The organism is Bacteroides sp. RTP21281st1_H5_RTP21281_210402, assembly GCF_040918965.1.
Lineage (GTDB): Bacteria > Bacteroidota > Bacteroidia > Bacteroidales > Bacteroidaceae > Bacteroides > Bacteroides congonensis.
On record NZ_JBCOWR010000001.1, the window covers coordinates 622,630 to 648,235 of the forward strand.

Annotated in this window: 23 protein-coding genes; 5 read left to right on the forward strand and 18 right to left on the reverse strand. The window is 41.5% G+C overall.

Annotation, left to right across the window (positions count from 1 at the left end; translation table 11 throughout):
* Window positions 1-149 precede the first annotated feature (149 nt).
* Entirely contained in the window at window positions 150-713 is a 564-nt protein-coding gene (locus AB5443_RS02450; protein ID WP_195661918.1) for an RNA polymerase sigma-70 factor, read from the forward strand.
* Between the two features lie 336 nt (window positions 714-1,049).
* A complete protein-coding gene (locus AB5443_RS02455; protein WP_277131100.1) occupies window positions 1,050-1,352 on the forward strand; it encodes a hypothetical protein in 303 nt (100 codons plus the stop codon).
* A 92-nt stretch (window positions 1,353-1,444) separates the two neighbouring features.
* On the opposite strand, the gene AB5443_RS02460 is transcribed toward AB5443_RS02455, so the two are convergent.
* The 9 genes from AB5443_RS02460 to AB5443_RS02500 all read right to left on the reverse strand — a co-directional run bounded on the left by AB5443_RS02460 (window position 1,445) and on the right by AB5443_RS02500 (window position 12,273).
* A complete protein-coding gene (locus tag AB5443_RS02460) occupies window positions 1,445-2,530 on the reverse strand; it encodes an AMP-binding protein (RefSeq protein ID WP_277131103.1) in 1,086 nt (361 codons plus the stop codon).
* Window positions 2,531-2,539: 9 nt separating this feature from the next.
* Window positions 2,540-3,574 carry an o-succinylbenzoate synthase gene (locus AB5443_RS02465; protein ID WP_277131105.1) on the reverse strand — a complete coding sequence of 345 codons (1,035 nt, stop codon included), beginning with the start codon at window positions 3,572-3,574 and terminating at the stop codon, window positions 2,540-2,542.
* Window positions 3,575-3,605: 31 nt separating this feature from the next.
* Window positions 3,606-4,430 carry a 1,4-dihydroxy-2-naphthoyl-CoA synthase gene (gene menB, locus AB5443_RS02470; protein ID WP_022140108.1) on the reverse strand — a complete coding sequence of 275 codons (825 nt, stop codon included), beginning with the start codon at window positions 4,428-4,430 and terminating at the stop codon, window positions 3,606-3,608.
* A 3-nt stretch (window positions 4,431-4,433) separates the two neighbouring features.
* Window positions 4,434-6,101 carry a 2-succinyl-5-enolpyruvyl-6-hydroxy-3-cyclohexene-1-carboxylic-acid synthase gene (gene menD / locus AB5443_RS02475; RefSeq protein ID WP_022140109.1) on the reverse strand — a complete coding sequence of 556 codons (1,668 nt, stop codon included), beginning with the start codon at window positions 6,099-6,101 and terminating at the stop codon, window positions 4,434-4,436.
* Window positions 6,102-6,128: 27 nt separating this feature from the next.
* A complete protein-coding gene (locus AB5443_RS02480) occupies window positions 6,129-7,235 on the reverse strand; it encodes an isochorismate synthase (RefSeq protein WP_277131108.1) in 1,107 nt (368 codons plus the stop codon).
* Complete coding sequence (locus AB5443_RS02485; RefSeq protein ID WP_277131110.1) at window positions 7,232-8,464, reverse strand: Cof-type HAD-IIB family hydrolase; 1,233 nt, start codon at window positions 8,462-8,464, stop codon at window positions 7,232-7,234. The genes AB5443_RS02480 and AB5443_RS02485 overlap by 4 nt, the downstream gene beginning before the upstream one ends.
* Before the next feature lie 84 nt (window positions 8,465-8,548).
* Window positions 8,549-8,911, reverse strand: coding sequence for a DUF488 domain-containing protein (locus AB5443_RS02490; protein ID WP_277131112.1), 363 nt, complete (start codon window positions 8,909-8,911; stop codon window positions 8,549-8,551).
* A gap of 68 nt (window positions 8,912-8,979) precedes the next feature.
* Entirely contained in the window at window positions 8,980-10,740 is a 1,761-nt protein-coding gene (locus AB5443_RS02495; RefSeq protein WP_283139934.1) for an AraC family transcriptional regulator, read from the reverse strand.
* Window positions 10,741-10,824: 84 nt separating this feature from the next.
* On the reverse strand, window positions 10,825-12,273 hold the full coding sequence (locus AB5443_RS02500; RefSeq protein ID WP_277131116.1) for an alpha-amylase: 1,449 nt from the start codon (window positions 12,271-12,273) through the stop codon (window positions 10,825-10,827).
* Window positions 12,274-12,596: 323 nt separating this feature from the next.
* Between AB5443_RS02500 and pulA the strand changes: the two genes are divergently transcribed.
* Together pulA and AB5443_RS02510 are read left to right on the forward strand one after the other, a co-directional pair.
* On the forward strand, window positions 12,597-14,564 hold the full coding sequence (gene pulA, locus AB5443_RS02505) for a type I pullulanase (RefSeq protein ID WP_277131118.1): 1,968 nt from the start codon (window positions 12,597-12,599) through the stop codon (window positions 14,562-14,564).
* 43 nt (window positions 14,565-14,607) lie between these two features.
* Window positions 14,608-15,681, forward strand: a complete 1,074-nt coding sequence (locus tag AB5443_RS02510; RefSeq protein WP_024986212.1) for a mechanosensitive ion channel family protein — start codon at window positions 14,608-14,610, stop codon at window positions 15,679-15,681.
* Between the two features lie 359 nt (window positions 15,682-16,040).
* On the opposite strand, the gene AB5443_RS02515 is transcribed toward AB5443_RS02510, so the two are convergent.
* Window positions 16,041-16,955: a dihydroorotate dehydrogenase gene (locus AB5443_RS02515; protein ID WP_368113139.1), complete on the reverse strand. Its 915-nt coding sequence runs from the start codon at window positions 16,953-16,955 to the stop codon at window positions 16,041-16,043.
* Window positions 16,955-17,854: a radical SAM protein gene (locus AB5443_RS02520; RefSeq protein WP_368113141.1), complete on the reverse strand. Its 900-nt coding sequence runs from the start codon at window positions 17,852-17,854 to the stop codon at window positions 16,955-16,957. Before AB5443_RS02520 ends, AB5443_RS02515 begins: the two co-directional genes overlap by 1 nt.
* Window positions 17,855-18,026: 172 nt before the next feature.
* Here AB5443_RS02520 and AB5443_RS02525 point away from each other — a divergent pair, with 172 nt between their 5' ends.
* Entirely contained in the window at window positions 18,027-18,404 is a 378-nt protein-coding gene (locus AB5443_RS02525; RefSeq protein ID WP_025836259.1) for a helix-turn-helix domain-containing protein, read from the forward strand.
* On the opposite strand, the gene AB5443_RS02530 is transcribed toward AB5443_RS02525, so the two are convergent.
* The 7 genes from AB5443_RS02530 to AB5443_RS02560 form a co-directional block, all read right to left on the reverse strand.
* Window positions 18,401-18,922 carry a dihydrofolate reductase family protein gene (locus AB5443_RS02530; RefSeq protein ID WP_368113143.1) on the reverse strand — a complete coding sequence of 174 codons (522 nt, stop codon included), beginning with the start codon at window positions 18,920-18,922 and terminating at the stop codon, window positions 18,401-18,403. The two genes, AB5443_RS02525 and AB5443_RS02530, sit on opposite strands and share 4 nt — an antisense overlap.
* 414 nt (window positions 18,923-19,336) lie before the next feature.
* On the reverse strand, window positions 19,337-21,391 hold the full coding sequence (locus AB5443_RS02535) for a bifunctional DNA primase/helicase (RefSeq protein WP_059026300.1): 2,055 nt from the start codon (window positions 21,389-21,391) through the stop codon (window positions 19,337-19,339).
* Complete coding sequence (locus AB5443_RS02540; RefSeq protein ID WP_004294815.1) at window positions 21,354-21,713, reverse strand: helix-turn-helix domain-containing protein; 360 nt, start codon at window positions 21,711-21,713, stop codon at window positions 21,354-21,356. The genes AB5443_RS02535 and AB5443_RS02540 overlap by 38 nt, the downstream gene beginning before the upstream one ends.
* 219 nt (window positions 21,714-21,932) lie before the next feature.
* Complete coding sequence (locus tag AB5443_RS02545; RefSeq protein ID WP_173012380.1) at window positions 21,933-22,778, reverse strand: RteC domain-containing protein; 846 nt, start codon at window positions 22,776-22,778, stop codon at window positions 21,933-21,935.
* A gap of 18 nt (window positions 22,779-22,796) precedes the next feature.
* Window positions 22,797-24,140, reverse strand: coding sequence for an asparagine--tRNA ligase (gene asnS, locus AB5443_RS02550; RefSeq protein ID WP_368113144.1), 1,344 nt, complete (start codon window positions 24,138-24,140; stop codon window positions 22,797-22,799).
* 19 nt (window positions 24,141-24,159) lie between these two features.
* Window positions 24,160-24,582, reverse strand: a complete 423-nt coding sequence (locus AB5443_RS02555) for a DUF1934 domain-containing protein (protein WP_025833756.1) — start codon at window positions 24,580-24,582, stop codon at window positions 24,160-24,162.
* Window positions 24,583-24,592: 10 nt separating this feature from the next.
* On the reverse strand, window positions 24,593-25,477 hold the full coding sequence (locus tag AB5443_RS02560; RefSeq protein WP_059026296.1) for a radical SAM protein: 885 nt from the start codon (window positions 25,475-25,477) through the stop codon (window positions 24,593-24,595).
* Window positions 25,478-25,606 lie beyond the last annotated feature (129 nt).

Sequence of the window (25,606 nt, forward strand, 5' to 3'; positions counted from 1 at the left end):
TTATATGAATAGTACAATCGAAGTTTTCAAAAGGGACAGGAAAAGTGAACTTTCTTTTGCAGAAAAGAAAAAAAAGTTCAAAATAATGTTTTCTCAATTATCTTATTATATATTTGCAGCAGAATGAAAAACCACAGAATCTCTAAATAATGAAACTATCTTTTTCAAAACATACCAGAGAACATTCTTTCAAACGACTTTATGAGGAGTATTACGCCCCATTCTGCCTGTATGCAAAAAGGTTTGTTGATGATAAAGAGACACGCGAAGACATTGTATCGGACGTATTCGCTTCATTATGGGATAAGATGGATACGGATTCTTTCGTCCTGCAATCGGACACCGCATTGGGATACATCAAAATGTGCGTGAAAAACAGTTGCCTGAACTTCCTGAAGCATCAGGAACATGAATGGAGTTATGCTGAAAATATACAAAAGAAAGCGCCTGTTTATGAATTAGAGCCGGATAGTATATATACACTCGATGAATTGTACCGGATGCTATACGAAACATTGGATAAACTTCCTGAGAATTATCGTACAGTATTTATGAAAAGCTTCTTTGAAGGTAAAACACACGCAGAGATTGCGGAAGAGATGAATCTCAGTGTAAAATCCATCAACCGCTACAAACAAAAGACAATGGAACTTTTGCGGGAAGAACTTAAAGATTATTTGCCGTTGTTGCTTTTGTTATTCTACCGTGCATAACATCTCCACCTTATCTTCACATCCCAACTATTACTTATTCATCTGAAAAGTATTAATAGAAAAGTTGCTATTGGTTAATAGTAAACTTCCAATCCTTTATATCTAAAGTTACTTTCGATTAATCATAAACTATAAATGAAAGCTTTATTTTTATAATCAAAGGTTGCATTTATAAAAATGAAGCTTGCATTTATATAATCAAAGCTTGCATTTATAGTTTATGATAGGTGAAGAGCAAGTTTGCAATTAATCCAAAACAAGTTTACCCTTAATGAAGAATAACTTTTCTATTAATGATTCAGGCGTAAAATAGCAGTAGATTGCCATACAACTACAATGAGAAATGATGATAATGAGCATGAGAAATACCCGTTTTTAGGAATAAAGCATGAGAAAAGAATGAGAAATGCCTATATCCGAAAACATTTCTCATTCCCTATTTCAGTCTATTTTAACCCATTGACTAATAATCATGAGAATATGAGAAATGAAAATGAAAACTCTTCTAGTAGAGGGAGAAGTATGGGAGCAATCACTTATAAAGAAATAATAAATTCACTGTATAATGCCAATATTATTATCATCAATAAAGATAAAACGATTACTTTATCGCCTGAGATAGCCACATTAGTGTTGTAAGGCTCATAATAAAATATGTAACAGAACAAAAAAATTGCATCGTTATGCAATTCTGCGGATGGGAATTGACACGAATAGAAGAAGTATAACGACTACAATAGCTTCTCCGCTAAAGTGCGGCATTCGATACGGTTGATTTTACCATTCCCCGTTTGAGGAATTAAATCCACCATCCGAATATATTTAGGACGTTCATAAGGTGGCAGTATCTCCTGCACCTTATTTTTTAGTTCTTCCATATCCAACTGGCCTTCGAACAATAAGGTCACCGCCTGTCCCAAACGAGGGTCTGAAACTGAAGTAATGACAAATGGCTGAAGAATGAAAGGACGAAGTAACTTCTCCACCTCTTCTGCCTGAATCTTAATACCGCCACTATTGATAACATTATCTTTTCGACCTAAAATAATGAAACTGCCATCGGGATAGATACGTGCAATGTCATTGGTCTGCAAAATATCATCGCAGACAAGAGGGGCTTCAATAACTAATGTGTTTTCGGGAGATAAAGACAATGTTACTGAAGAAAAAGGATAGTAATGCTCGGACGCAGAATTTCCGTTCAAGCGGCGCAACGCTATATGGGATAATGTTTCAGTCATGCCGTAAGTGGAATAGACAGCTATCGGGAGAGATTTTATCTCAGTTTCTAAAGCCTCATCGACTGCTCCGCCACCTATAATCAGAATCTCCGTTTGCTTCAACTGTTCTCTCTCTTCGGGAGCATGAAGAGTATTATAAACCTGCAAAGGAACCATTGCCGCAAATTTCAGAGGTTCGCTTATATCAGAGAGAGGATGGCCGGAAGCAGGACGCACTATCAGATTCAGCCCTGCCACCAAAGAGCGTACTACTACCATCATCGCTCCGATATAACGCAGATTCATACATAACAAAGCAGCGTCTCCCGCTTGCAGATTCAGAAATTCGCAAGTCAGGCGTGCACTTTGCATCATTTGGTCTTTGCGTACAACCAGTTCTTTCGGCGTACCTGTGGAACCCGAAGTATGAACGGTTATGACAGGAGAATCATTGAACCATTCGTTCAGGAAAAGATATAAATCCCATATGGCAGAAGGATAGTTTTCCGCTCCTTCCGCTACAAACCGGGCTATATCTTCAGAAGTATATTCTTTCCCTTCCAATAGCAAAAATTGCTGTTTTCGGTCAAATATCATCGGGCATTATCAAATTGCGTCATTACAAAACCACAAACAGTCTTTTCTTATTTCAAGGGGCATTTCTACGTTGTCCGTAAAAAGTTGTCCTGTTCCCAAGCCTTGAGGCAACGGATTATCAAAGGTGGCACACCATTGGGCGATGGCATTCAGACCGATATTTGACTCCAAAGCAGAAGTAATCCACCAGCCGATCTGTTGTTCTTCAGCTTCGTCAATCCATTCGTTTCCACCGGTGAATCCTCCATGTAGGGAAGGTTTGATGATGATATATTGGGGATGAATGTCGGCAAGGAGCTTTCGTTTCTCTTCCGGAGTATTGCAGCCTATCAATTCCTCATCCAAAGCTATCGGCAAGGGAGATTCGGAAGCCAGGCGTGCCATTTCGTCCCATTGTCCGGCACGGATAGGTTGTTCTATAGAATGCAAGTCAAGCTCGGACAGCCGTTTCAGTTTATCCATTGCATCAGCCGGAGAGAAAGCACCGTTTGCATCTACACGCAATTCTATTTCTTTTGAAGAAAAACAGGCACGGATATGACGGAGCAAGGCCAGTTCTTCTTCAAAGTTGATGGCACCGATTTTGAGTTTGATACAGCGGAAACCGGTCTTCATCTTCGTTTCTATCTGTGTCAACATTTGATTGTAATCTCCCATCCATATAAGGCCGTTGATGGGTATTCCGGCTTCTCCACGGGAGAAAGTTGAATTCCACATAGCCCAACCGCCTGCATTATAGTGGCGGACAGCCGTTTCGAGCCCAAAGAGAATGGAAGGATATTTGCGCAAAGCGTCAACGTCCACCTTTCCGCCTTGCCTTTCCACTTCCCGGCAGGCATCTTCCAATATATCTTCGTAATCGGGTAGATCATCACAGCTAAGTCCTGGTAGAGGAGCACACTCCCCTATCCCTACCCTACCCGGAAAATCGGGAGAAGTCAGATGTAGATACCAGACTTTTCGTGTTGTATACGTACCTCGTGAGGTTCCTGCCGGTTGCTTGAAATGGAGCAAGCGGGGAGTTATTTGAATTTTGCAATCCATCAGATGTAAATATTTGAGTGCTCCGCATGGTTTATGGGAACTTAGGATATTGCTTGAAGTTCGGTTTGCGTTTCTCCAAAAACGCATTCTTTCCTTCTTGAGCTTCATCCGTCAGATAATAAAGCAATGTCGCGTCACCTGCCAGTTCCTGGATACCTGACTGACCGTCCAGTTCGGCGTTCAGTCCGGCTTTAATCATGCGCAAAGCCAGCGGGCTGAGCTGCATCATTTCTTCCGCCCATTGCACGTATTCGTCTTCCAGTTGTTCCAAGGGGACTACCTTATTCACCAAGCCCATATCCAGGGCTTCCTGCGCATTGTACTTCCGGCAGAGGAACCAGATTTCGCGGGCTTTCTTCTGTCCTACGACACGTGCCAGATAAGACGCGCCGAATCCGGCGTCAAAGCTGCCTACACGAGGGCCTGTCTGACCGAAGATGGCATTCTCCGAAGCGATAGACAAGTCACATACCACATGGAGTACGTGCCCGCCGCCGATGGCAAATCCGTTCACGGCGGCAATCACCGGTTTCGGAATGCTACGGATTTGTTTTTGCACGTCCAGCACACTCAGACGGGGAACGCCGTCTTTGCCGATATAACCGCCACGTCCTTTCACATTCTGGTCACCGCCCGAACAGAAGGCTTTATCTCCGGCTCCGGTGATAACAATCACGTCTATGTCCGCTTCCTCGCGGCAAATGCGCAACGCGTCACTCATTTCGGCAGTAGTAGTCGGGGTGAATGCATTCCGATAACGTTCACGGTTGATGGTGATACGGGCAATTCCATTATAGTAATCAAAGAGAATATCGTCGTATTCTCTGATAGTTGTCCACTCTCTTTGTGTTGACATAATCTATTTTTGTTTTAATTGGTGATAATAATTTTTCAGCATTCGTGCGTCTTTGTTCTTGTTGGTGAACACTTCCAATAAGACAGGGCGTTCCTTCGCTTCCGGTTGAGTGAAAATCTGCATGGTTTCAGCCAGTTCCTCGCCATTCTCCGCTTGCAGATAAAGGAATCCCCGTTCTTCCGCCCAACCTTTGGCAGACGTTTTATGAACAGCCGCGATAAACTTATGCGAAGTGCCCGACATATCCAGCCCCGGCAAGGTATGGAAAATCTCCCCGCCACCGTTATTCAACAAAAGAATACGCAGGTTGGGACGGACATTCACATTCCACAACGCATTCATGTCGTAGAAGAAACTCAAATCCCCGATGGCTATAAAATTCAGCTTATCAGAAGCCGCCGCATAGCCGACAGCCGTAGAAAGCGAACCTTCAATGCCACTCGTCCCCCGGTTGCAGCAGACTTCAATCGTAGAGGGAATGGCATATAACTGGGCATAACGGACGACCGAACTATTTGCCAGATGCAAGGCGCATGATTCCGGCAAGGACTTTATCAATGCACCGACAGCCGCCATCTCCGAATAGGCAAATTCCGGTTCGGGGATGATTTTGCAATAATTCTCCCACACACGGGGATATTCAGGAGTACGGTTGTCGAGCAGGCTCGCTATCTTTTCCAAGAATTCGAACGGGTCCATCTCAATCACGGTAGTCAATGCACCGTAGAGGTCGACCACTTCACCGTCCGGCGATACGTGCCAATGTTCTTTGGGCGGATGCTGGCGAAGGAACTTCTTCAATCGTTTGGAGACGACGTGCCCGCCATAAGTAATCAGCAGTTCGGGAGACATCTGATCTATTTTCTCTTCGGGCATAGCATAGAGCGCCGCGTCGAAGTTCTTCACCGGGATACCGGGAACAGTCTGATTGCCGATATGCTCCGTCAGCCAGGCAAAGTGCTTATATAATAATTTGGTATATCTCTTTTCAAACAGATAGATAAGGTTCATCTGACCGACAATAATCATCCGTTTCTGATATTTATTCATCCGGTCGATGAGGTCGTTGTAATCACGGTCGTAGACGTTCAAGCCTTGATAACGCGTGATGACACGTACTTCGGGCAGGGTATCCGTCGTAAACTGGAACAACGGTTCGGAAATTGGGACATTGATATGAACCGGCCCCTTTCCGTGATGGTTCATCTCCAGCAGGGCTTCATTTATCAGGCGGTTGCAGTACCATTCATCTTCATCCGTGTGAATCTCCGGAAGATTGACTGACTTTTTGACCAGTGATTGGAATACACCCGGTTGCGGAAGTGTCTGTCCGTCCATTTGCCCTATCCAGGCTGCGGGACGGTCGGCAGAGATGACAACCAGAGGAACATTCTGATAGAAGGCTTCTGCCACAGCCGGATGGAGATTCAATAATGCCGTTCCGGAAGTGCAACAGATTGCAGCAGGCTTGCCACCATTCAACGTAAGCCCGATGGCGAAATACCCCGCACTCCTTTCGTCTGTCACCGCATAACAGGTAAAATCAGGATGGTTGGACAAGGTATGCACGATAGGTATGTTACGGCTGCCCGGACACAATACAATTTTAGTAATCCCGTGCGCCTGAAGCAACGCAACCAGTTGGAGTATGTTCTTCTTATCTGTGTACATGATGGTTAGTGATTAGTGAATTAGTGATTAATAAGCTATCAGCCGTTTCATGGTCTGCAACTTCTTTTCCGTTTCCAGCCATTCGTCGTCCAGTTCCGAAGACGCCAGTAATCCGCCGCCGGCATAAAGGGTCAGTTGCTTGTCTTCGATATGCATACAGCGCAGGTTCACATACAAATCCGTCCTTCCGTCGGGGTCGAGCCATCCGATAAAGCCGGAATAGTAACGGCGGTCGTAACCTTCGTTTTCCAATATGAATTGATAGGCTTCTTCCTTGGGAAGCCCGCACACGGCAGGCGTCGGGTGCAGAACTTTCAGAAGATTCCCCAAATCCTTATTATCTTTCAAGGAGAAATGAAAATCGGTTTTCAGATGCGACAATGCTCCGGCATAGGCAGGATAAGGTCCGTTCTCCGTAGAACGGATGCCTAATGAAAGAAGTCGCCGGCGGATATAGGATGCTACATAATCCTGCTCCTTCCGGTTCTTCTCATCCCATGCTTGCGGTAATTTGCCGTCCTGCAAAGGTTGCGTTCCGGCCAGTGCCACCGTGTTCCATTCGTCTTTTTCGCCCGACAAGATGATTTCGGGGGTGCTGCCGAGCCAGATACCCGTTTGAGGGGTATAGCACAGGTATATATAGGAATGGATATAACGTTTGCAAGCCGCACGAAAAACGGATGAGGGAGAGAAATCCGGCGTCTGACCGATACCGATAGTGAGTTCACGGGAAAGCACTAATTTGTCGAAAGTCTTGTCACGCAAGGCATTTATAAATGTATGAAAACAGGCGGCATACTTTTCCGTGCAAGTATTCAGGAATGTCTCCTGTCCTTGCAGTTGTCGGGCTTTTTCCTGTTCTTCGTCCGTATCCTCGTCAATTGGCAGTGGTTGTCCCCACTGCTCCGATTGTATCAGCACAATCGGACATGTTTCGCTCACCCGGAACGGGGCGATGACAAATCCCCGCTGCCCGTCCAGGTCTTTGAGGTCATAGATCAAGCGGACAGCCCCCCCGGCCTGTGTCAACAAACGAGGGGTTTTCTCTCCGGGAATACGGTAAACGGCAAACGGTTGTTGTTGCCGGATGAATGTATCAATAGTTGTCAGATTACTTATTTCTTCGTCAATCATCTTTTTTTCATAACGCTGTTGACTACCCGTATGGAAGACACCAGTTTGTTGGTTGAGGTAAAGACGTCTACATTCCATACATGGGATGAACGTCCTTTGTGTACAATGGTCGCTACTGCCCGCACAGTATCTCCTTCGTGGGCAGAAGAGATGTGGTTTCCACTGACTTGCATTCCTACTACAATTTCGTCAGGCTGGCAAAGAATCATTGACCCTAGTCCGGCAACCGTCTCTCCCAACGCAAGAGTAGCGCCGCCATGCAATATTCCGAACGGCTGGCGTGTACGATGGTCTACGGGCATTGTAGCTTCTACACGGTCTTCGTCAGCATAGGTATATTGGATACCCAGGTTTCCCATTAATGCGTGGCGTGCCTGTGCATTCAGTTGGTCAAGGGGGATTTCCGCTGCGCGGACTTCAGCGATAATGGCTTTTTCGACAGCAAGAGCCACTCCGTCTTCTTCATTCGAAGCGGTCACATAGTCGGCACAAGCTTTCACCGAGTCTTGTGAGTGTCCCATAGCTATTCCCAGTCCTGCCAATTGAATCATGGTTACGTCACACACGCCATCACCAATGGCAATCACTTCTTCACGCGTGATGCCCAATACTTCCATCAGAGCACCTAAGGTATTCGCCTTATCAATGGCACAAGGTACTACTTCGAGGAAATACGGTTCGGAGCGGAAGACATCCAAAGCACCGTTCAGGCGTCTCTTCCAATGTTCTTCCAGGCTGACAAGTGTTTCTTCGTCATCGCTGACAAGCATGCACTTGCAAGGAGCAAAATCAATGGCGGCGGAAAATTCGTCTTCCCGAATCACTTGCAGGTTATTCAGCCAGGCTTCATTCTGGATATGTTCATTTTCAGGAGAGTCCGTTATGATCGTATCATCATGATAGGTGAACAAAGCGAAGCCATTCTTGCGGGCTTTCTTTTCCAGGTAAGGCAGCATTTCGGGGTTAATACGACGTTCGAACAGGATTTCCCCGTTCTGTGCGTTGATGATCTGGCAACCGTTATAAGAAAGGATAAAGCCACCATAGTTTCCAAGTTCGAGAGACTTGGCAAGCGGCAACAAACCATAAGTCGGTCTGCCGGAAGCCAGCACGATACGTACTCCCATCTGCTGTATTTTCAGCAAGGCGGCCAGTGTACGTTTACTAATTTCTTTCGCATCATTAAGCAGTGTTCCGTCTACATCCAGGACCAATAATTTATACTTCATGGTTACACGATTTTGATTTAGATTACAAAGGTAGGAAATTGAGTGAACGACAGAAAGCGTAAACAGATAAAAATTACTTTAATTTCACTCTTTCAGACGCATTTCCAAATAATCACGGAGTATCCGGGCATGATTGTACACGGGTTCTTTAGATGCATAGAGGAGTGTCACCACCGGATGCGGCTTTATAAGGGACAGAAAATCGGTCACTGCCTGAGACGCGTCCAGCTCTTTCTGATACAGGACGGAGAAATCATTCCAGTGTCCCGGTATATCTTCGTGGAACCACTTACGCAGGGCAGCGGACGGTGTTATGTCTTTTGCCCAATAATCACATTTCAGCCATTCTTTTTTAATGCCTCGTGGCCATAGCTTGTCTACCAATACTCTGTATCCGTCTGTTTCTGAAAAATCCTCGTACACTCGCTTTATCCTAACTTGTAACATTACTATATTTATTTAATTAACTTTATAGTAATAAACCGAAAAAGCCGAGAATTGTTTACCGGGAACTCTTAATCCCTAAGCGAATCCTGTGCTTTCTTAAATTCGTAGGGTGTCATGCCAGTTTTTTTCTTGAAAAGATTATATAATATCGGTGTACTGTTGAATCCGGATTCATCCGCTATGGCACGTATCGTATAATTGGGATATTGCTTCATCAATTTGATAGCATAAGTAATACGCAATTCATTGATATACCCGTTAAAGTTAGTCCCTGTGCATTCACGAATCATCCGGGCGAAACGTGCGTTATTCAGATGTACTATATGCGCCAAGTCTTCCCTTGACAATTCCGATGAAAGAAATAACTGTTTCTGAAGGACTATCTGATTCAATTCCTGAAATATCTTCCTGTTCTCTTCTTCTTCCCCGCTGACTTCACCTGTTTCGTCGTCCGAAAGTTCTTCCAATTCTTCGGATGAGATTAATTCCGGTTCTATCTCCGATATGACAGCTTGCTGTCCGTATGCTTCCGACAACTGGTTGCCGTCTTTCCTATTGGCGAATTTCTCGTTTATAAGCCGGGCAAGCGTCCTGTTCTTATACTCGACTATATGATTGAAACGCCACAAACGCCATACAATAAACAAAGTCAGCACAACAATACATGCAAGGAACCAGAGAGTCATATTTCTGATTCTCAGTTGAAAAGCCTGTTCGTTGATATATTCTTCTTTTTCTGAGGCGCCATATATTGCATTCAGTTCCAATGCGGCATTATTCCTATCTCGGGTATTGATGCTGTCCGTTATGGCTAAAATCGTTTCACGTATCTCCGCTACTTCCTTGTATTTATGCATACCCAAGTATGCTTTCACTTCATGTCGGAGAACAGTCAGATATTGTTCATTCAGAGTGTCTTGTTGGGTCCTCATCAGCTCCTTAAAATCTTTGCAATTATCTATGACTTTTTCATATTGTCCGGAAAGCATCAAATAAGGAAGCGAGTACATTTTTCCATCCGGAGTATGTGATTCTTTCTTTGACAAGTATTTCTGATAATATTGTTCCGCCTGCCCATATTTCTTCTCCATGCAATAAATATAGGCCAGCTTGGAATACAAATAACTATATTGGCCGTCCACATAAGCTTCAGGGATTTGAGGCAATGCTTTGAGCCGTTCAATCTGTTTCTCACGTTCAAAACCTACTTCCAGAGCCTCTTCGATTCGGGAATCATTCATCAGAAACCCCATTTTCGCCCCATAATAGTATGAAAGCAGCATCATTTCACGCTTCTCCTTCGACCCGCGCAGCAATTCAATAGTCCGATCGAAATAATCATATGCCTTGTCTTTAAAAGACAATCTCCAGTTATTCTCTCCCATGCAGAAAAACAATCTGGCTCTAGCCTCTCTGTTTCCTAATTCTTGTGCCTGTCTGATTCCCTCTAATGCATAATGCATACTTTCATTATACTTGCTCATCATTGCCGAGAACTCAGCCAAATAAACTGTCATTTTCAGCATGTGTTCCGGGTCTTTCTGGTATATGGAATCAAGCAGATAAGCTTTTTTCGCATACATAAACGCGAGTTTGTTCATATACATATTACTATATGACAAACTACGCAATTCGTTTATAACCCGCAAAGATATTGTTTTCCTGTTCTCCGCTTCGTCCAGTAATTGCAGAGCTCGCTTAGAATCAGAGATATAAATATCCCTGATATACTTTTCAGTATAGAGAGAATCACTATGTATAGTTTTATCAGCCCTCGAAAATTGATTGTGTACAAATAAAAGCACTAAAATACATACCCAAAAACGCATAAAATCTTACGTGTTTAATCATTCAGCATCCAAAGGTATGTATTTTCTATAAAAAGTGCAAGAAGGAATTTAATTTTAAGCAACCTAAATTGCCTTCTTTACCCAAACAGCCAGGTTACGGGCATCAACGGAAAATTCACCGTTCCCTTCTTCATCCAAAGTTACTTCTTCCTGAATGCTTCCGGTTATTTCGTGCCATATCTCACCCTTATGACCTTCACCCAGACTCATCGTTTTACTGCCGGCTTCGTCATTGGACATCAAAAAGACCAGTCCCGAACCCGTATGTTCCTCATCTCCTGTGCGAATAAAACCGATAGTGGAGGGGTGATCGAAATATTCAACCTGGTCGCCATAAGCATATTTTCTTCTGGCGTCCAACAATATGTCCAAGATCTTGGTATGCGGGGATTTCTCTCCTTTTATTCCATAGTAATCCCCATAAAACAGGCAAGGATAACCATCTTTCATCAAGAGAATAAGACCATATGCCAACGGTTTGAACCAGTCTTCTATTTGGGACTCCAGCGAACTTCCCAACTGCGAGTCGTGATTATCGACAAATGTCACAGCCAAATCACAATGATGTTCGACCAGTGTATCCTTCAGGATATTCCGCAAATCATATTCTTTACCTTCCTGTGCTGCCTGAAACATATTATAATGTAACGGGACATCAAACAAATTCACCTTATGCCCTACCGTTTCCAAATAGGCGTCGAGTGTTTCCAAGTCACCGTTCCAATATTCACCTACGGCATAAAAATCATCTCCCCGTTCACTTCTCACCGCATCAAGAAATTGTGCGATAAACTGGTCTTTCATATGCTTGATAGCATCCAACCGGAATCCGTCGAGTCCAAGTTCACCGGTAACCCATTTCCCCCAACGGTTCAGTTCGGATACAACCTCAGGATGGTCCAAATCAATATCATTACACAACAAAAAGTCATAATTGCCATTCTCATTGTCCACTCCCTCGCTCCAGGCTTTTCCTTCTCCCTGGATCTGAAAGACTCCGCTACGTTTCTTGGCGTCGTCAAATCCCGTACCGGAGAAGTGATACCAGTGCCACTTAAAATCCGAATACTTGTCCTTACGTCCATGGAAGCTATATCCGGTCCAGCCCTGTATCTCATACGGTTCGCCCAACGCCTTGTTCCTTTCTTTGGGGTCAACCTCCACGACCATAAACTTTTCGGTAAAATCACCGCCTGCCTTATGGTTCAGCACTACATCCAGATAAACCGCAATATGATATTTGTGCAATTCGCCAATCATCTCTTTCAGTTCATCCTTCGTACCGTACTTTGTCCGTACTGTCCCTTTCTGTTCAAATTCGCCCAGGTCATACAAATCATAAGTTGCATATCCTTCATCCTGCTGCTCGTCGGCTTTATAAGCAGGTGGAATCCAGACTGCGGTTACACCAATGTCATGAAGATGCGACGCGTCTTCTTTTAATTGTTTCCATAACTTCCCGTCATTCGGGAGATTCCATTCAAAATACTGCATCATTACACCATTTTCCATATGCTATCTTTTTTAAATTGACGAGTATAAAACAAGTTGCAATAGAATAAAGTTCCTTCACAAGTATGAATTATTAGCAAAATGGTAGGAATTTGTCCATAAACCGAACGAACAAATGCTAAACAGCAGAAAGTTCAAGAGTATGATTCATGCAACGACGAAAAATATCTTAATAATCCTTTTTATATCCATATTTACCGGGATAACAGCAATAAATTCTGTTTGTTCTGTTGTTTCTCATCATACCAAACAAGAACATACCAGTTCATTTACGCCACATAGGCATTGATTATTTTAAACAGTATTAATATAAAATTGAATGTATGAGAAAATTAAAAAATCATCCGTCCGCAGACCAATTGGAGTCGTATGACAAATATCCATGCTATGATGGAAATGATCTCGAATTGGTCTATACACCCGAACAATCCGTTTTTACACTTTGGGCGCCGAGCGCGGACAGGGTTCGTTTAAACCTGTACCCCGCCGGCGAAGGTGAAGAAAAGGAAGAACAACTGGATATGGACATGGCAGAGGATGGTACCTGGCGTATCAATGTCGACCGTGACCTGAAAGGTTCTTTCTACACCTTCCAAATAAAGAAAGACGGCAAATGGCTGGACGAAACGCCCGGCATTTGGGCTAAAGCTGTCGGTATCAATGGTAACCGTGCGGCTGTAATCGACTGGAATGAAACGAATCCGGAAGATTGGGAGTCCGACCAGCCCCCCGAACTGAAGATGTATTCCGACATTATTCTCTATGAATTGCATCATCGCGATTTTAGTATTGATCCGAATTCGGGCATCAAGAATAAAGGAAAGTTCCTGGCTCTGACGGAAACCGGAACCAAGACACCCGAAGGGGAAACTTCCGGCTTAGATCACTTGAAAGAACTGGGCGTTACACATATCCATATCCTGCCTTCATTTGATTTCGCCACGGTAGATGAGACGAGACTGGAAGAAAATAAATATAATTGGGGATATGACCCGAAAAATTACAATGTGCCTGATGGAAGTTATTCCACCGACCCGGCTAATCCCGTCACCCGCATCCGTGAGTTTAAAGAAATGGTGAAGAGCCTACATCAGAACGGCTTCCGCATTGTACTCGACGTGGTATATAACCATACCGCTTCCACCGATCATTCAAATTTCGAACTGACCGTCCCCGGATATTTTTACCGTCAAAATCCTGACGGGTCTTATTCCAATGCGTCCGGCTGCGGAAACGAGACAGCATCAGAGCGCGAAATGGTTCGCCGTTATATCATCGAATCTGTAAAGTTCTGGGCGAAAGAATACCATATCGATGGTTTCCGGTTTGACCTTATGGGGATACATGACATTGAAACGATGAACCACTTGAGAGAGGAACTGCTGAAAATTGACCCGACAATCTTCGTTTACGGTGAAGGTTGGGTAGCAGCAGATTCCCCATTGCCTTTCGAGCAGCGGGCAGTAAAGGAGAATGTCGGACGGATGGAAGGTATTGCCGTATTTAATGATGAGTTTCGGGACGGACTGAAAGGAAGTACCTTCGACGAACAAGAACCCGGATATGCCTCCGGAAATATAAACGGGCATTTCGAACCGGTTAAATATGGTATCGTCGGCGGCACGCAGCACCCGCAGGTAGACTATGACGGATTGCTTTATTGTGATGGTCCTTATGCCGGGGCTCCTTCGCAAATGATTAATTTCGTGTCGTGCCATGACGGATACACTTTGGTAGACAAATTGAGGCTATCCGTAAAGGGCGAACATGCTGAAGAGGAATTACCCTCTATCGACAAATTGATACATACAGTACTTCTGACCTCACAAGGAATCCCTTTCATCCGTGGTGGCGAAGAAATCATGCAAGATAAGCAAGGAGAACCGAACAGCTACAAGTCATCAGACGCTGTCAACCAAATTGACTGGGCTTTGAAAGCCAAGAACCGTGATTTTTTCGACTATATAAAAGGACTGATCGCACTACGTAAAGCGCATCCCGCCTTTCGTATTCCAACAGTAGAGGGATTGGAACAATGGCTTCATTTCCTTGACACGGGTGATTCCGGTGTAATTGCTTATACATTGGGCGAATATGCTAATGGAGATGAATGGAAAGAAATATTAGTAGCTTATAATGGTAATCGGAACGAAGCAATTGTCCACCTGCCCGAGCAAGACTGGATAGTTTTTTGCAAAGATGGACAAATCAAATTGGACAGCCAAGAGCATTTGTCTGGTGGCGATATAGCTATCGCGGCTTCTTCCGCCTTGATTCTGTATAGAAACTAAGTTAAAATAATGATCATGATGTATAATTAAAATCAAGTCGAATATGTTTGAATATGAAATTTGGGGAAATTCCGTTCAGAACTGGATCATTTCCATACTTATTATTGTTGCCGCAATTGTTATTGTAAAGTTGATAACGCTATTAAGCAAAAGAGTACTTAAACCGTTAACAGACCGGACTAAGAATCAACTGGATAATATTATCTTTTATTCTCTCGAACCGCCTTTCAAGTTTGCAATTATTCTGCTGGGTATCTGGATAGCTATTCATCGTTTGGTATATCCGGACAGCTTCGTGAAAGTAGTAGACAACATTTACCGTATTCTGATTGTATTGGATATCACTTGGGTATTCGCCCGTTTGTTCAGCGGTTTGCTTCAAGTTTACTGGGGACGCCGTTCTGACGGTCAGAATAATAAAATGCTGCCGATTATTAAAAGGACAATCTTGGTTGTTGTCTGGATTATCGGTCTTGTGATGGCATTGAGTAATGTCGGAGTAAATATCAGCGCATTATTGGGAACCCTGGGTATCGGTGGTATCGCATTCGCTTTGGCAGCACAAGACACGGTAAAGAATGTGTTCGGTGCCTTCACCCTTCTGACAGACAAGCCTTTCAATATCGGAGATACCATTCGTTTCGACAGTATCGAAGGAACAGTAATCGATATAGGCATCCGGAGCACAAGAATTATGAACTATGATAAACGTATCATCACTATCCCGAACTATAAGATTACCGACTCTTCTATCATCAACATCTCTTCCGAACCGATGCGACGGGTCGTTCTGAATCTCGGACTGACGTATGGCACAACTGCCGAAAAGATGAAAGAGGCTTTGGCAATTTTAAAAGCTCTTCCACAAAAAGTGGAAAATGTATCTTCCAGTCCATCGGATGTGGTTGCCGTCTTTACGGAATATTCCGACTCCGCACTAGGTATCATGTATATCTACTATATTAAGAAGCAAGGGGATATATTAGGAGTGACTTCGAATATGAATACGGAGATTCTGGCTTCTTTCAATAAGGCAGGACTTGAGTTTGCTTTTCCAACACGGACGGTTTATATACAAAAAGATGAGCCGGAAGATAATGGCAAAATTTCAAAATAAAAGATAGTTATCCTAGCTATGTAGCAAAACAAATAAAGAGGATGCCTTTTGAAGGACATCCTCTTTATTTGTTTTATATCCTATTTCAGCGGAGAGGGAGGGTTTTGAACCTACGACTCTAACCGCTTATATATCAGCTACTTTGCTTTCAAAATTTCAAATAGGTAACGAAACAGTAACGATTTTCAACCGTTAAGCCTGTCTGACTTTGACCGCTGTTTGTCTGCCTAACTTTCGGGTTCAAAGATATGACTTTCTTTTGGAATATGCAAATCATTGAATATAAATATTCTGCGGTTAGTGCAAGGTGCAAGCTATATATATAAATATATACTTGCACCTTGCACTAAGATTTTGGCTTAAATCTCTCCTAATGCACCTGTCAAATCCTGTATATCAGAAAAACCATTTTCGTCAAGATATGAATTGATGCCGTTTATTACTTTTAGGCTTATAGTCGGGTCTATAAAATTATATGTCCCTATTTGAATAGCGGTAGCGCCAGCAAGGAAAAATTCTATAGCATCTTGCCATGATGATATTCCACCTAAACCTATAATCGGAACTTTAACAGCCTTATATGTTTGCCAAACCATTCGTAATGCAACAGGTTTGATGCAAGAGCCGGACAACCCACCAGTTACAGTAGATAAGATAGGTTTACGAGAATTTATGTCAATAGCCATCCCCATAATTGTATTTATCATAGAAATAGCGTCTGCCCCTGCATCTTCTACAGCTTTAGCAATATCTGCAATATTTGTTACATTTGGGGATAGCTTAACAATCAACGGCTTATTGTAAACCTGTCTGACTGCATTAACAACGGATGCTGCACCTTTAGTTGTTACTCCAAACTCCATACCTCCATGTTTTACATTCGGACAACTTATATTTAACTCTATTGCCGGAATTTTATCTAATGTGGCTACTTTCTCTGCGCATTTTACATAAGATTCGATGGTCGTTCCTCCAACATTTACAATCATATTTGTATCTATGTCTTTTATTGTTGGATATATATTATTCACAAAATAATCTACACCTTTATTTTGAAGCCCAACTGCATTCAACATTCCTGATGGAGTTTCCGCCATTCGAGGGTACGGATTACCCTCTTGCGCATATAGCGTTGTTCCTTTTACAAATATTCCTCCTAATAAAGATACATCAAAGAAATCTGAAAACTCTGTTCCATATCCAAAAGTTCCCGATGCAGCTGTTACAGGATTTTTAAAATCAATACCACTTATTTTTGTTTCTAATTTTGCCATTATAACGATTTTATGCGTTTACGATAATCTCTTAAATCCTCTTCCCTGAAATTATTTTTAATGGACTGTATTTCTTTTAATATCCGTTCTCTTTCTTTGGGTAGAACTCCAATAAAAGGTATGGGATTAGATACAGTGTTTGCTAAAAGATGAACACAATTAGACGGTTGGAATCGTTCAATAAACATTTCCATTTCTTCTATCCGTTCATATTCCGATGCTTCAACAAATGTCCCCGTTCCTATTTCCTCATAAAGAACTGTATCGGGAAATACGGTTAAAGAAAGTACATTGATAATATACGGATGCAACAAACTAAAGGTATCAGCCGTATTAATAGCATTGCGCTCCCCTTGCCCCTTTCCTGCAAGTCCAATCAAATACGTGAAATTATATTCAATACCAGCATTCTCCAATTTTCGACATTGTTCAACAATATCCATAACAGAATACCCTTTATTCATTTGTGACAGCGTAATATCATCTCCACTTTCTGTCCCGATAGAAATCCGGTCATATCCTAATTGACGTAATTCCATCAATTGCTCTATTGTCTTTTGTTTTATATCGCTAATTCGAGCGAAACAGCCGATATTTTGCACTTCCGGAAGATATATTTTTATTAAAGTGGCAAGTATTTTCAGTTTTTCAAAGCTAAGTACAAACGGATTTGCACCAGTTAAAAATACTCTTCGTGCTTTTGGTTGATATAGCTGGGCTATTTCTAAATTCCTCTCAACCTCCTTACGGGAAGCAACTCTAAACTGCGTGTCTTTATACAAACTACAGAATTTACACCTATGATGTGAACATCCTATAGTGGCTTGAAGCAATAGTGAATTTGCTTCGTAAGGCGGTCTCCAAACAGAACCAGTAAATTGCATTCTTTTTAATTCCATTGATTTATCCATTTTATAATCACACCAAATTTTGTATTTCCAATATATTTAGTTACTTTTGCGCAAACAAAGATATAAAGTTACTTAGTATAAAAAAAGAACTTACATAAAGGTAAGATGCTTACCACAAGGTAACTCTTGTTGATTGACAATTATTTAAAGATAAAAAAATATGGAAGAAAATCATTATAGAGAAGCGGTATGTCCAGCGTGTGGCATTATAGACCGTTTTGGTGATAAATGGTCTTTAAGAATACTGGTCTTATTGCAAAAAAATGGGACAATGCGTTTTAATGAATTAATGCGCAATGTTCCTAACATATCTCAAAAGATGCTGACTACAGCATTGAAAAAATTAGAAGCGGATATGTTGGTAAATCGTAAATTATACCCCGAAATACCTCCTAAAGTAGAGTATAGCCTTACACCACTTGGTGAAAGTCTTATGCTGCCTTTAGATGGAATTATTCAATGGGCATTGGAACATTCCGATGAAATCTTGAAACATCGTAATAAAATGGAATCAATAAAGAAAAAGCAGGATAGTTAACCATCCTGCTTTTTCTTATAGTTGTAGGTCGCAAATATTACGCCCTTATTTGATTGACATTTTACTAACTGCCAATAAGAACCAAATGTTTCTCCGATAAAGCCTATTCCTTTTCCTACAAAAACCGGAATATGGCAAATAGTTATTTCATCCAATAATTCCAATTGAATTAATTCCGTTAATAATTTAGCACTTCCTATGACTAATATTTCATGGTGTTGCTTCAATCTTCTTATTGCATCCAATGGCTTTTCAGTAAGAAATGAAATATTGCTATTGGGGAGTATATTATAATCGGAATGTGAAACGACATAAATAGGCTTTGTTTTATAAACCTGCCCATCTAAATGCTCAAAAAGATAATTGTATGTATTAGCACCGACTAATAAGCAAGAAGCATTTTCAAATAAACTTTTAGGTATCGCCCTTACGCTTTGTGGAATCCAATCCAATTCTCCATCGACAGACGCAATAAAACCGTCAAGAGATAGTGCTATAAATGATTTTATCTGCCCCATAAATATTGGTTTTAACAGTTAATAATCTTTGATAACTGCCCGCCAATGCCCCCAAAAAGAAGCGTGGCTCTTACACTGCTTCAATGCGAGGTACTGGCAATACCCAAACGAGGAACAGGCAAGACCACGCTATGATAAAACATAGCATATCCTGCGCTGAATATCCCCTCGTTTTGAAAAGTGCCAGTTTTCGCATTGGGACGTTCGGCGAACGTATATGTTATATATAAAGACGAAATCACAGCCGAAGCTGTTCAATCGCCGTTATTTTCTTATGTTACTTTTGCAAAAGTAGTAAAAATCACTGGAATAACCTTGCAAATAATAGAAATCCTGCCGTGTTATCACAACATGGCAGGACACAAACACATGAACCACACAAGTTTCGTCCATACGTTTATGGGTTGTTATGTTCTATTGAAGATTATATGAACCTATAACAAAGAAACTTTGGTTTGCCGTGTCTTTGGTGATGATGTCCCTTTCCCGCATGAAGCGGATATAACTCTTTGCAGTACGTTCCTTGATGTCCAAGACCTGCTGCAACTGCTCGCAAAGGTCTATATAGGTGATGCGTGTCTGCCGACCGAAGATGTCACGTGCGACATTCACCAGTTCCCTTTCCTTGCGCTTCTCCTTTTCCTCACGGGGTTTCTCCCCTTTGTACACGTGCATCCCCGCTTCCTTGTCCCATGCAAAGAGCATCAAAGGAACGTCCAACGGGCTTCCGTCCCTTACTTTCAGAGCTTTTACCACCGACTGGGCGGGTTCATCGTCTTTCTCTATCGAAAGGATTGTAGCCGCCTTGCGCTGCAACTCGCTGCCCAAATGTCCCCGTAACTTCAAGCCGTTCGGAACGAAATGCAGAACACAAAGAATACAGGTGTTGTAAATACCCGCCAGCCGATAAAGTTCATCTATCACCGCCACGCTTTCCGCTTCATCATTGGCACTCTTAACAAGGTCTGCGATGCCATCGATGACGACCAACTGGATGCCACCGTACTGGTAGTAGAATTTATCCATGCTCTGTACTATGGCGTGTAAACGTTCCTTACGTGACATACCAGTCAGACAAAATGCTTTCAGTTCATCGGGTTTGTCCGGCTGTTTGGCGCGTGTCAGCAGGTTGCTTACATTCTTGAACAATTGTACTTCCGACTGTTCGGTATCATAGAGCAAAACCGCCTTGTGCCTGCCGTTGGCGGTTATCTGTACGCCCAGCGTATCTACTTCCGCACCAGCCGGACAGATGCAGCCCGCTACAATTGCGGCTACATAATTGCTCTTGCCCGTTCCCTCGCCCCCGGTAATGCCGAACAGGTTGCCTTGTGTTCCTAACGGAACGTCACCCGCCGAAATAATCTCTTGCGCTTTGGCGGGCGGGTTGTTGAAATCTATCTCGCACGATTTTAGCATAATCAATGTGTCGCTATACAGGTTGTCTAAAAAATCGATAAAAAGTTTCAGGAAATCTTCACGGGTGTTCCCGGCTTTGAAGTAGTCGGAAATATCCTTTTCCTCTTTCGTTCCCGGAAGTGGGAGTAACAGGCGTTTCACGCCAAATTCTTCCAATAGCTTTTCCTGCTTGCGTGAACTTTCTTTGCCCGTTTTATCCATATCGAAAAGCAGGATGATGTGTTTGAAACGGAATGTTAGCCGATAAACCAGCGTAGGCGGGATAGTTACCGTTTCGCTGTTGAAACAGATAGCATGAAAACCGTGTGCCGCCAGCGAAAGCACGTCTTTCTCGCCGCCCGTGATGAATAGCGTGTCACCTTTGGCGGGCAGTTGCTCCAGCCCGAAACAGTAGTTTTCGCCAAAGTTGCCGCCGTAGAGGAAGCGGGGCGTGGAGAACGGGCGGTACAGCTTGATGTGCTGTTTGCCTTTATAGCCGTACATGGGTTCTGCCACCGATGAAGTGTAGGTGTACGGTTTCCCCTCTGCCGTTTCACTGTGGTACTCCCGGAGCGAACAGACCTTGTAACGCTCCAGCAGTTCGGGCGTGATGCCATACTGTTGCCAGTACACCAGTTCGGCAAGCGGAAACTTCTGTTCCCGAAACTGGTAGGGCTTGACAGGCTTTTCGGTTGTTTCTTCGGGTTTGTCCGGCACTGCCCGGCGGACGGTTACAGGAGAAACGGAAACCGGAGTGTCAGAAGCCAGCCCCAAGTCCAAATCCCGGTCTATAATCTCCAGTATCTTCACGAAGTCAGCCGCCCGGTTACAGTCCAGCCCCTTTAGCTGCCCCACGAAGAAGAAACAGTCGCCACTGTAACTGTCATTACCGAAGTCTTTCATTTTATACATACCGCTATGACGGTCGAAGTAGATGTTGCAGGAAGCCTTGCTGTCCTCGTACAGCGGGTTAAGAAAGTTGCGACCTATGCGCCAGTTGCCGGGCAGGTAGTGTTTGAATACCGCCAGCCCGTTACTTGTTCTTTCTAAGATTTCCTCTTTCCTTAGCATACAGTTGGTGGTTGGTTATCAGGTTGTCGATGTTCTCCTTGTTGCTCCTTATCAGGCGTTCTTCCAGCATCCTACGTATCTCGCTGACCTTGTAGAAATAACGTCCCCTGATGTTGGAATAGGCGATAGTACCCGACACTCGCAGGCGTTGCAGGGTCTTTTCGCTTATTTTCAGAAACGTGCAAACCTCGTAGCTGTCCACCCACATATCTTCTTCACTTTGCTTTGCCATTTCCGCATGGTTGAAGATGTAATCGGCAATAGCGGTAATCTTGTTGTCCAGTTCCTTATAGGCTTTGGACTCGAATGTTATTATTTCCATAAATGATAACTAATTGATTTTCCGCAAAATTGCATCTTTCTGTAAGATAAAAAATACAAGATTATATCAACTTGGTTGAAATTATTTTCAATGTCTTTTGGAGTGAATTTCAGAGAAAATCGCATATTTCAGTCCTATTCATATTGCCAGTCTGTATAAAAAGAAAAACTACCAAGTTGCTAATAACATGGTAGTTTTCTAATAGGCTAAATATTTTATCTACAGAATATCATCATCCATACGCTTTTGCAGTTGCTCTACTATGAATGTGAAAAAAGCAGTTCGGTCTTTCTTTCGATTTTTAAGGCTTAAATAGGTTCGATAGTAATCTCCCAGTTCAATGCCAAATGCTGCTTCGATAAACGCCATAATTTCTTTTATCGTAGCATTTCCATAATTCAAGGATTTTGCAGCAAACAATCCATATCCCCATTCTATTGCTTCAGATTTCGAGCCAGTCCATTTTAAACTAAAATCTGAAAGCGAAGTTCGTATTTCCGCAATCTGCGTTTTTCTATCTAATAACTGTAACTGGCGATTTAAATATATGCGCAACATTTCATTAGATAATATTTTTGCCACTTTATAGTCAAAACCGGTTGAAAAAGCAGGGTCTTTATCCAAAAAATTGCAATCTAAACATAACCGAAAGTTACTTTTATATCGAACAAAGTAATAAGTATCTAAATGCGTTGCTCTTGAACGGTAATACTGGTAAAAATCAAGATTTTGGTCAAAAAAATATTTCAGACTATTTAATTGGCTATGAAGATATTCTCTCTGTACATCATCACTGCCAATAGGACGTTTCATTTCAATTCTAACAACTTTATGAAAGAATATGTACCTACCAAGAATATCTGGCTTTATTTCTTTGAAAAAATGAATTTCTTCTTGTTCACTCTGAAATTCGTATGCGATAGTCATTTCCCGCAATTTTTCAAACAATGGACGTATAACGTCTATCATATATAATGCATCTTCTGTATTGACATTCTCATCAATACCACGCAATTCCATTTCTTCATTAATGCGAAGTAATATTTCATTGATGTATTTTTGCACCGTTCAAACTTAAAAGATTTAAAAATTGGCATTTTTCGGTGTACGTGGAAATGGTATCACATCACGAATATTTGACATTCCTGTAACAAATAACACTAATCTTTCAAATCCTAACCCAAATCCTGCATGAGGAACAGTTCCGAACTTTCGTGTTTCAAGATACCACCATAATTGTTTCACATTCATACCCAATTCTTCCATTCGCTGGCGTAATTTCAGGTAATCTGATTCACGCTCGGAACCTCCTATTATCTCTCCTATCTGTGGAAATAAAATATCCATTGCTCGTACAGTTTTACCGTCTTCATTCAACTTCATATAAAAAGCTTTTATTTCTTTAGGATAGTCCGTAACAATGATAGGGCAACAAAAACATTCTTCAACTAAAAAACGTTCATGTTCAGAGCTTAAATCCATGCCTTGCACTATTGGAATTTCAAATTCTCTGTTTGATTGTTTCAATATTTCTATTGCTTGTGAATATGGCAATCGAACAAATTTGTTATTTACTACTAAATGTAACCTTTCGATTAAACCACTATTTACTGTATTATTCAAAAAAATCAAATCACTTTCACACGCTTCAATAGCATGGCGAATTACATATTTCAAGAAGTCCTCCGCTAAATCCATGTTATCGTTGATGTCAATAAACGCCATTTCGGGTTCCACCATCCAAAATTCAGCTAAATGTCGATAAGTATTCGAGTTTTCAGCCCTAAAAGTTGGTCCGAATGTGTAAATAGCCCCTAATCCCAAAGCCCCCAGTTCACCCTCCAATTGCCCTGATACAGTTAGATTCGCCGGGACACCAAAAAAATCTTGATTATCACCCGTTGTTACTTCAAACAATTTTCCTGCTCCTTCTGCATCAGATGTAGTTATTATGGGAGTATTAAAATAGAAAAAACCTTTTTCATGAAAGTATTTATGTATAGCAAAAGCTAAATTATGACGAACTCTAAATATCGCTCCAAAAATATTTGTTCGCATCCGCAAATGAGCAATATTCCGCAAAAAATCTAACGAGTGTCCTTTTTTTTGTAAAGGATATTCCTGTGGGTCGGCAGTGCCATATAAAACTATATTTTGGGCTATTATTTCTCCATGCTGCTGATTTCCAGCAGATAGTACAAACATACCATCTACCCGAATGGCACTTCCGGTAGTTACCAATTTAAGAAAATCTTTTTTTATCTTTTCATGTTCAGCCACAATTTGCAGATTATGAATAGTTGAACCATCATTTATTGCAATGAAACTAATGTTTTTACTTTGTCTATGCGTTCGTACCCAGCCGTTTACGCTTACATTAATATTATAGGTAGTTGTTTTCAACAAATCAATTATTCTTATTTTCATAAAGTCATAATATTATAGTTTACAATGCCATTTCATTAACAAATATGGTAAGGGAGTTATTCGAGAGGAACTGGTTATTTATGAATAAGTCATAATTCAACTCAATATGAATATTGTTATCACCAATTGTAGGATGATAAGACAATGTTTTGATTTTTACATTGAGTTCTCCATCTGTATTAATATAATCAGATTCCGTACATTCTCCCTCTATGAAAGACATTTCAGAGAACAAACTTCCACTTCGGTATAAACAAACAGATTTATTACTGATTACCAATTTGTTTTCAATGATATGTCCACCTTTACATAGTTCTCGATATTCAACAATATGCAGACCATTAACAATAGAATATTTTCCAATAGCATTAGTCACTATCTCGTCAATATAATCAGCATATTGTTGAACACCTTTTACTATAACTCTAATATCCGCTTTCATTAGATAGATTTTATAGATGTGGCAGATTTTCACGATAGCTTCTCAAATAAGCTTCGTCTTGCTCTGCTATTTGTTGTTTTAGAAAAGCAATCATTTTTTGTTTATCTGTTTTCAAATTGCCTCTAACTTGAATTAAGTTGGATGCCCCATCCGTTACAAATCGAGCATCAATTTTAAGATTTTCTATCAAAGTCTTCATTTCCTCCAACTTCTCAATTTCAGTTTCTTCTTTCCAGTTACCAGCCTGTATTTCCTTATACAGTTCAGAAGTTGGATAAATTGTAAGCATTGAAGATTCAATTATTTGCGGATGAAGCTGATTGAAAATTTCTGCTGTTACCTTTGCCCCCATCTTGCCTTTTCCACTACCATAAATTCCTGTCAAATAAAAGAAGTTATAGGTAATATTTGCTTCTTCCAATTTCTTACATTGCTCAATGATGTCCTTTGATAGAAATCCCTTTCTCATGAAAATCAAAGATTCATCATATCCGGTTTCAACTCCGATTGTAATTCCATCATATCCGAGTTCTCGCAATTCTTTTAATTCTGTAACAGATTTAGGGGTAATGTCCGTAATTCGTGCAAAACACCCTATACTCTGACAAGCAGGAAAGTATTGATGTACCATTTTCGCAAGTGTTTTAAGCTTATTCACACTAAGTACAAATGGGTTTGCACCTGTGAAAAACACCCTTTGTGCGTGTCTATAATAATAACTTGCTTCCTTTAAATCCGATTTTACCTCTTCAATTGGTGATAGCCTAAATTTGAAAGGTAAATCTTCGTATAAAGTACAAAATTTGCAGGAATGGTGAGTACATCCAGCCGTTACTTGAATGAGCATTGAGTATGCTTCGTAAGGCGGTCGCCAAATAGTTCCAGTGTAGTGCATAATTCTTTTTTTATTAGTTAATAATGTATTTAGACACTAAACAAATATACCAATGCGGTAAACATGATATATTAAGTATCTTTTTCGATTGCAAAGATATAAATATACTTAGTATAAAAAAAGAAGTTA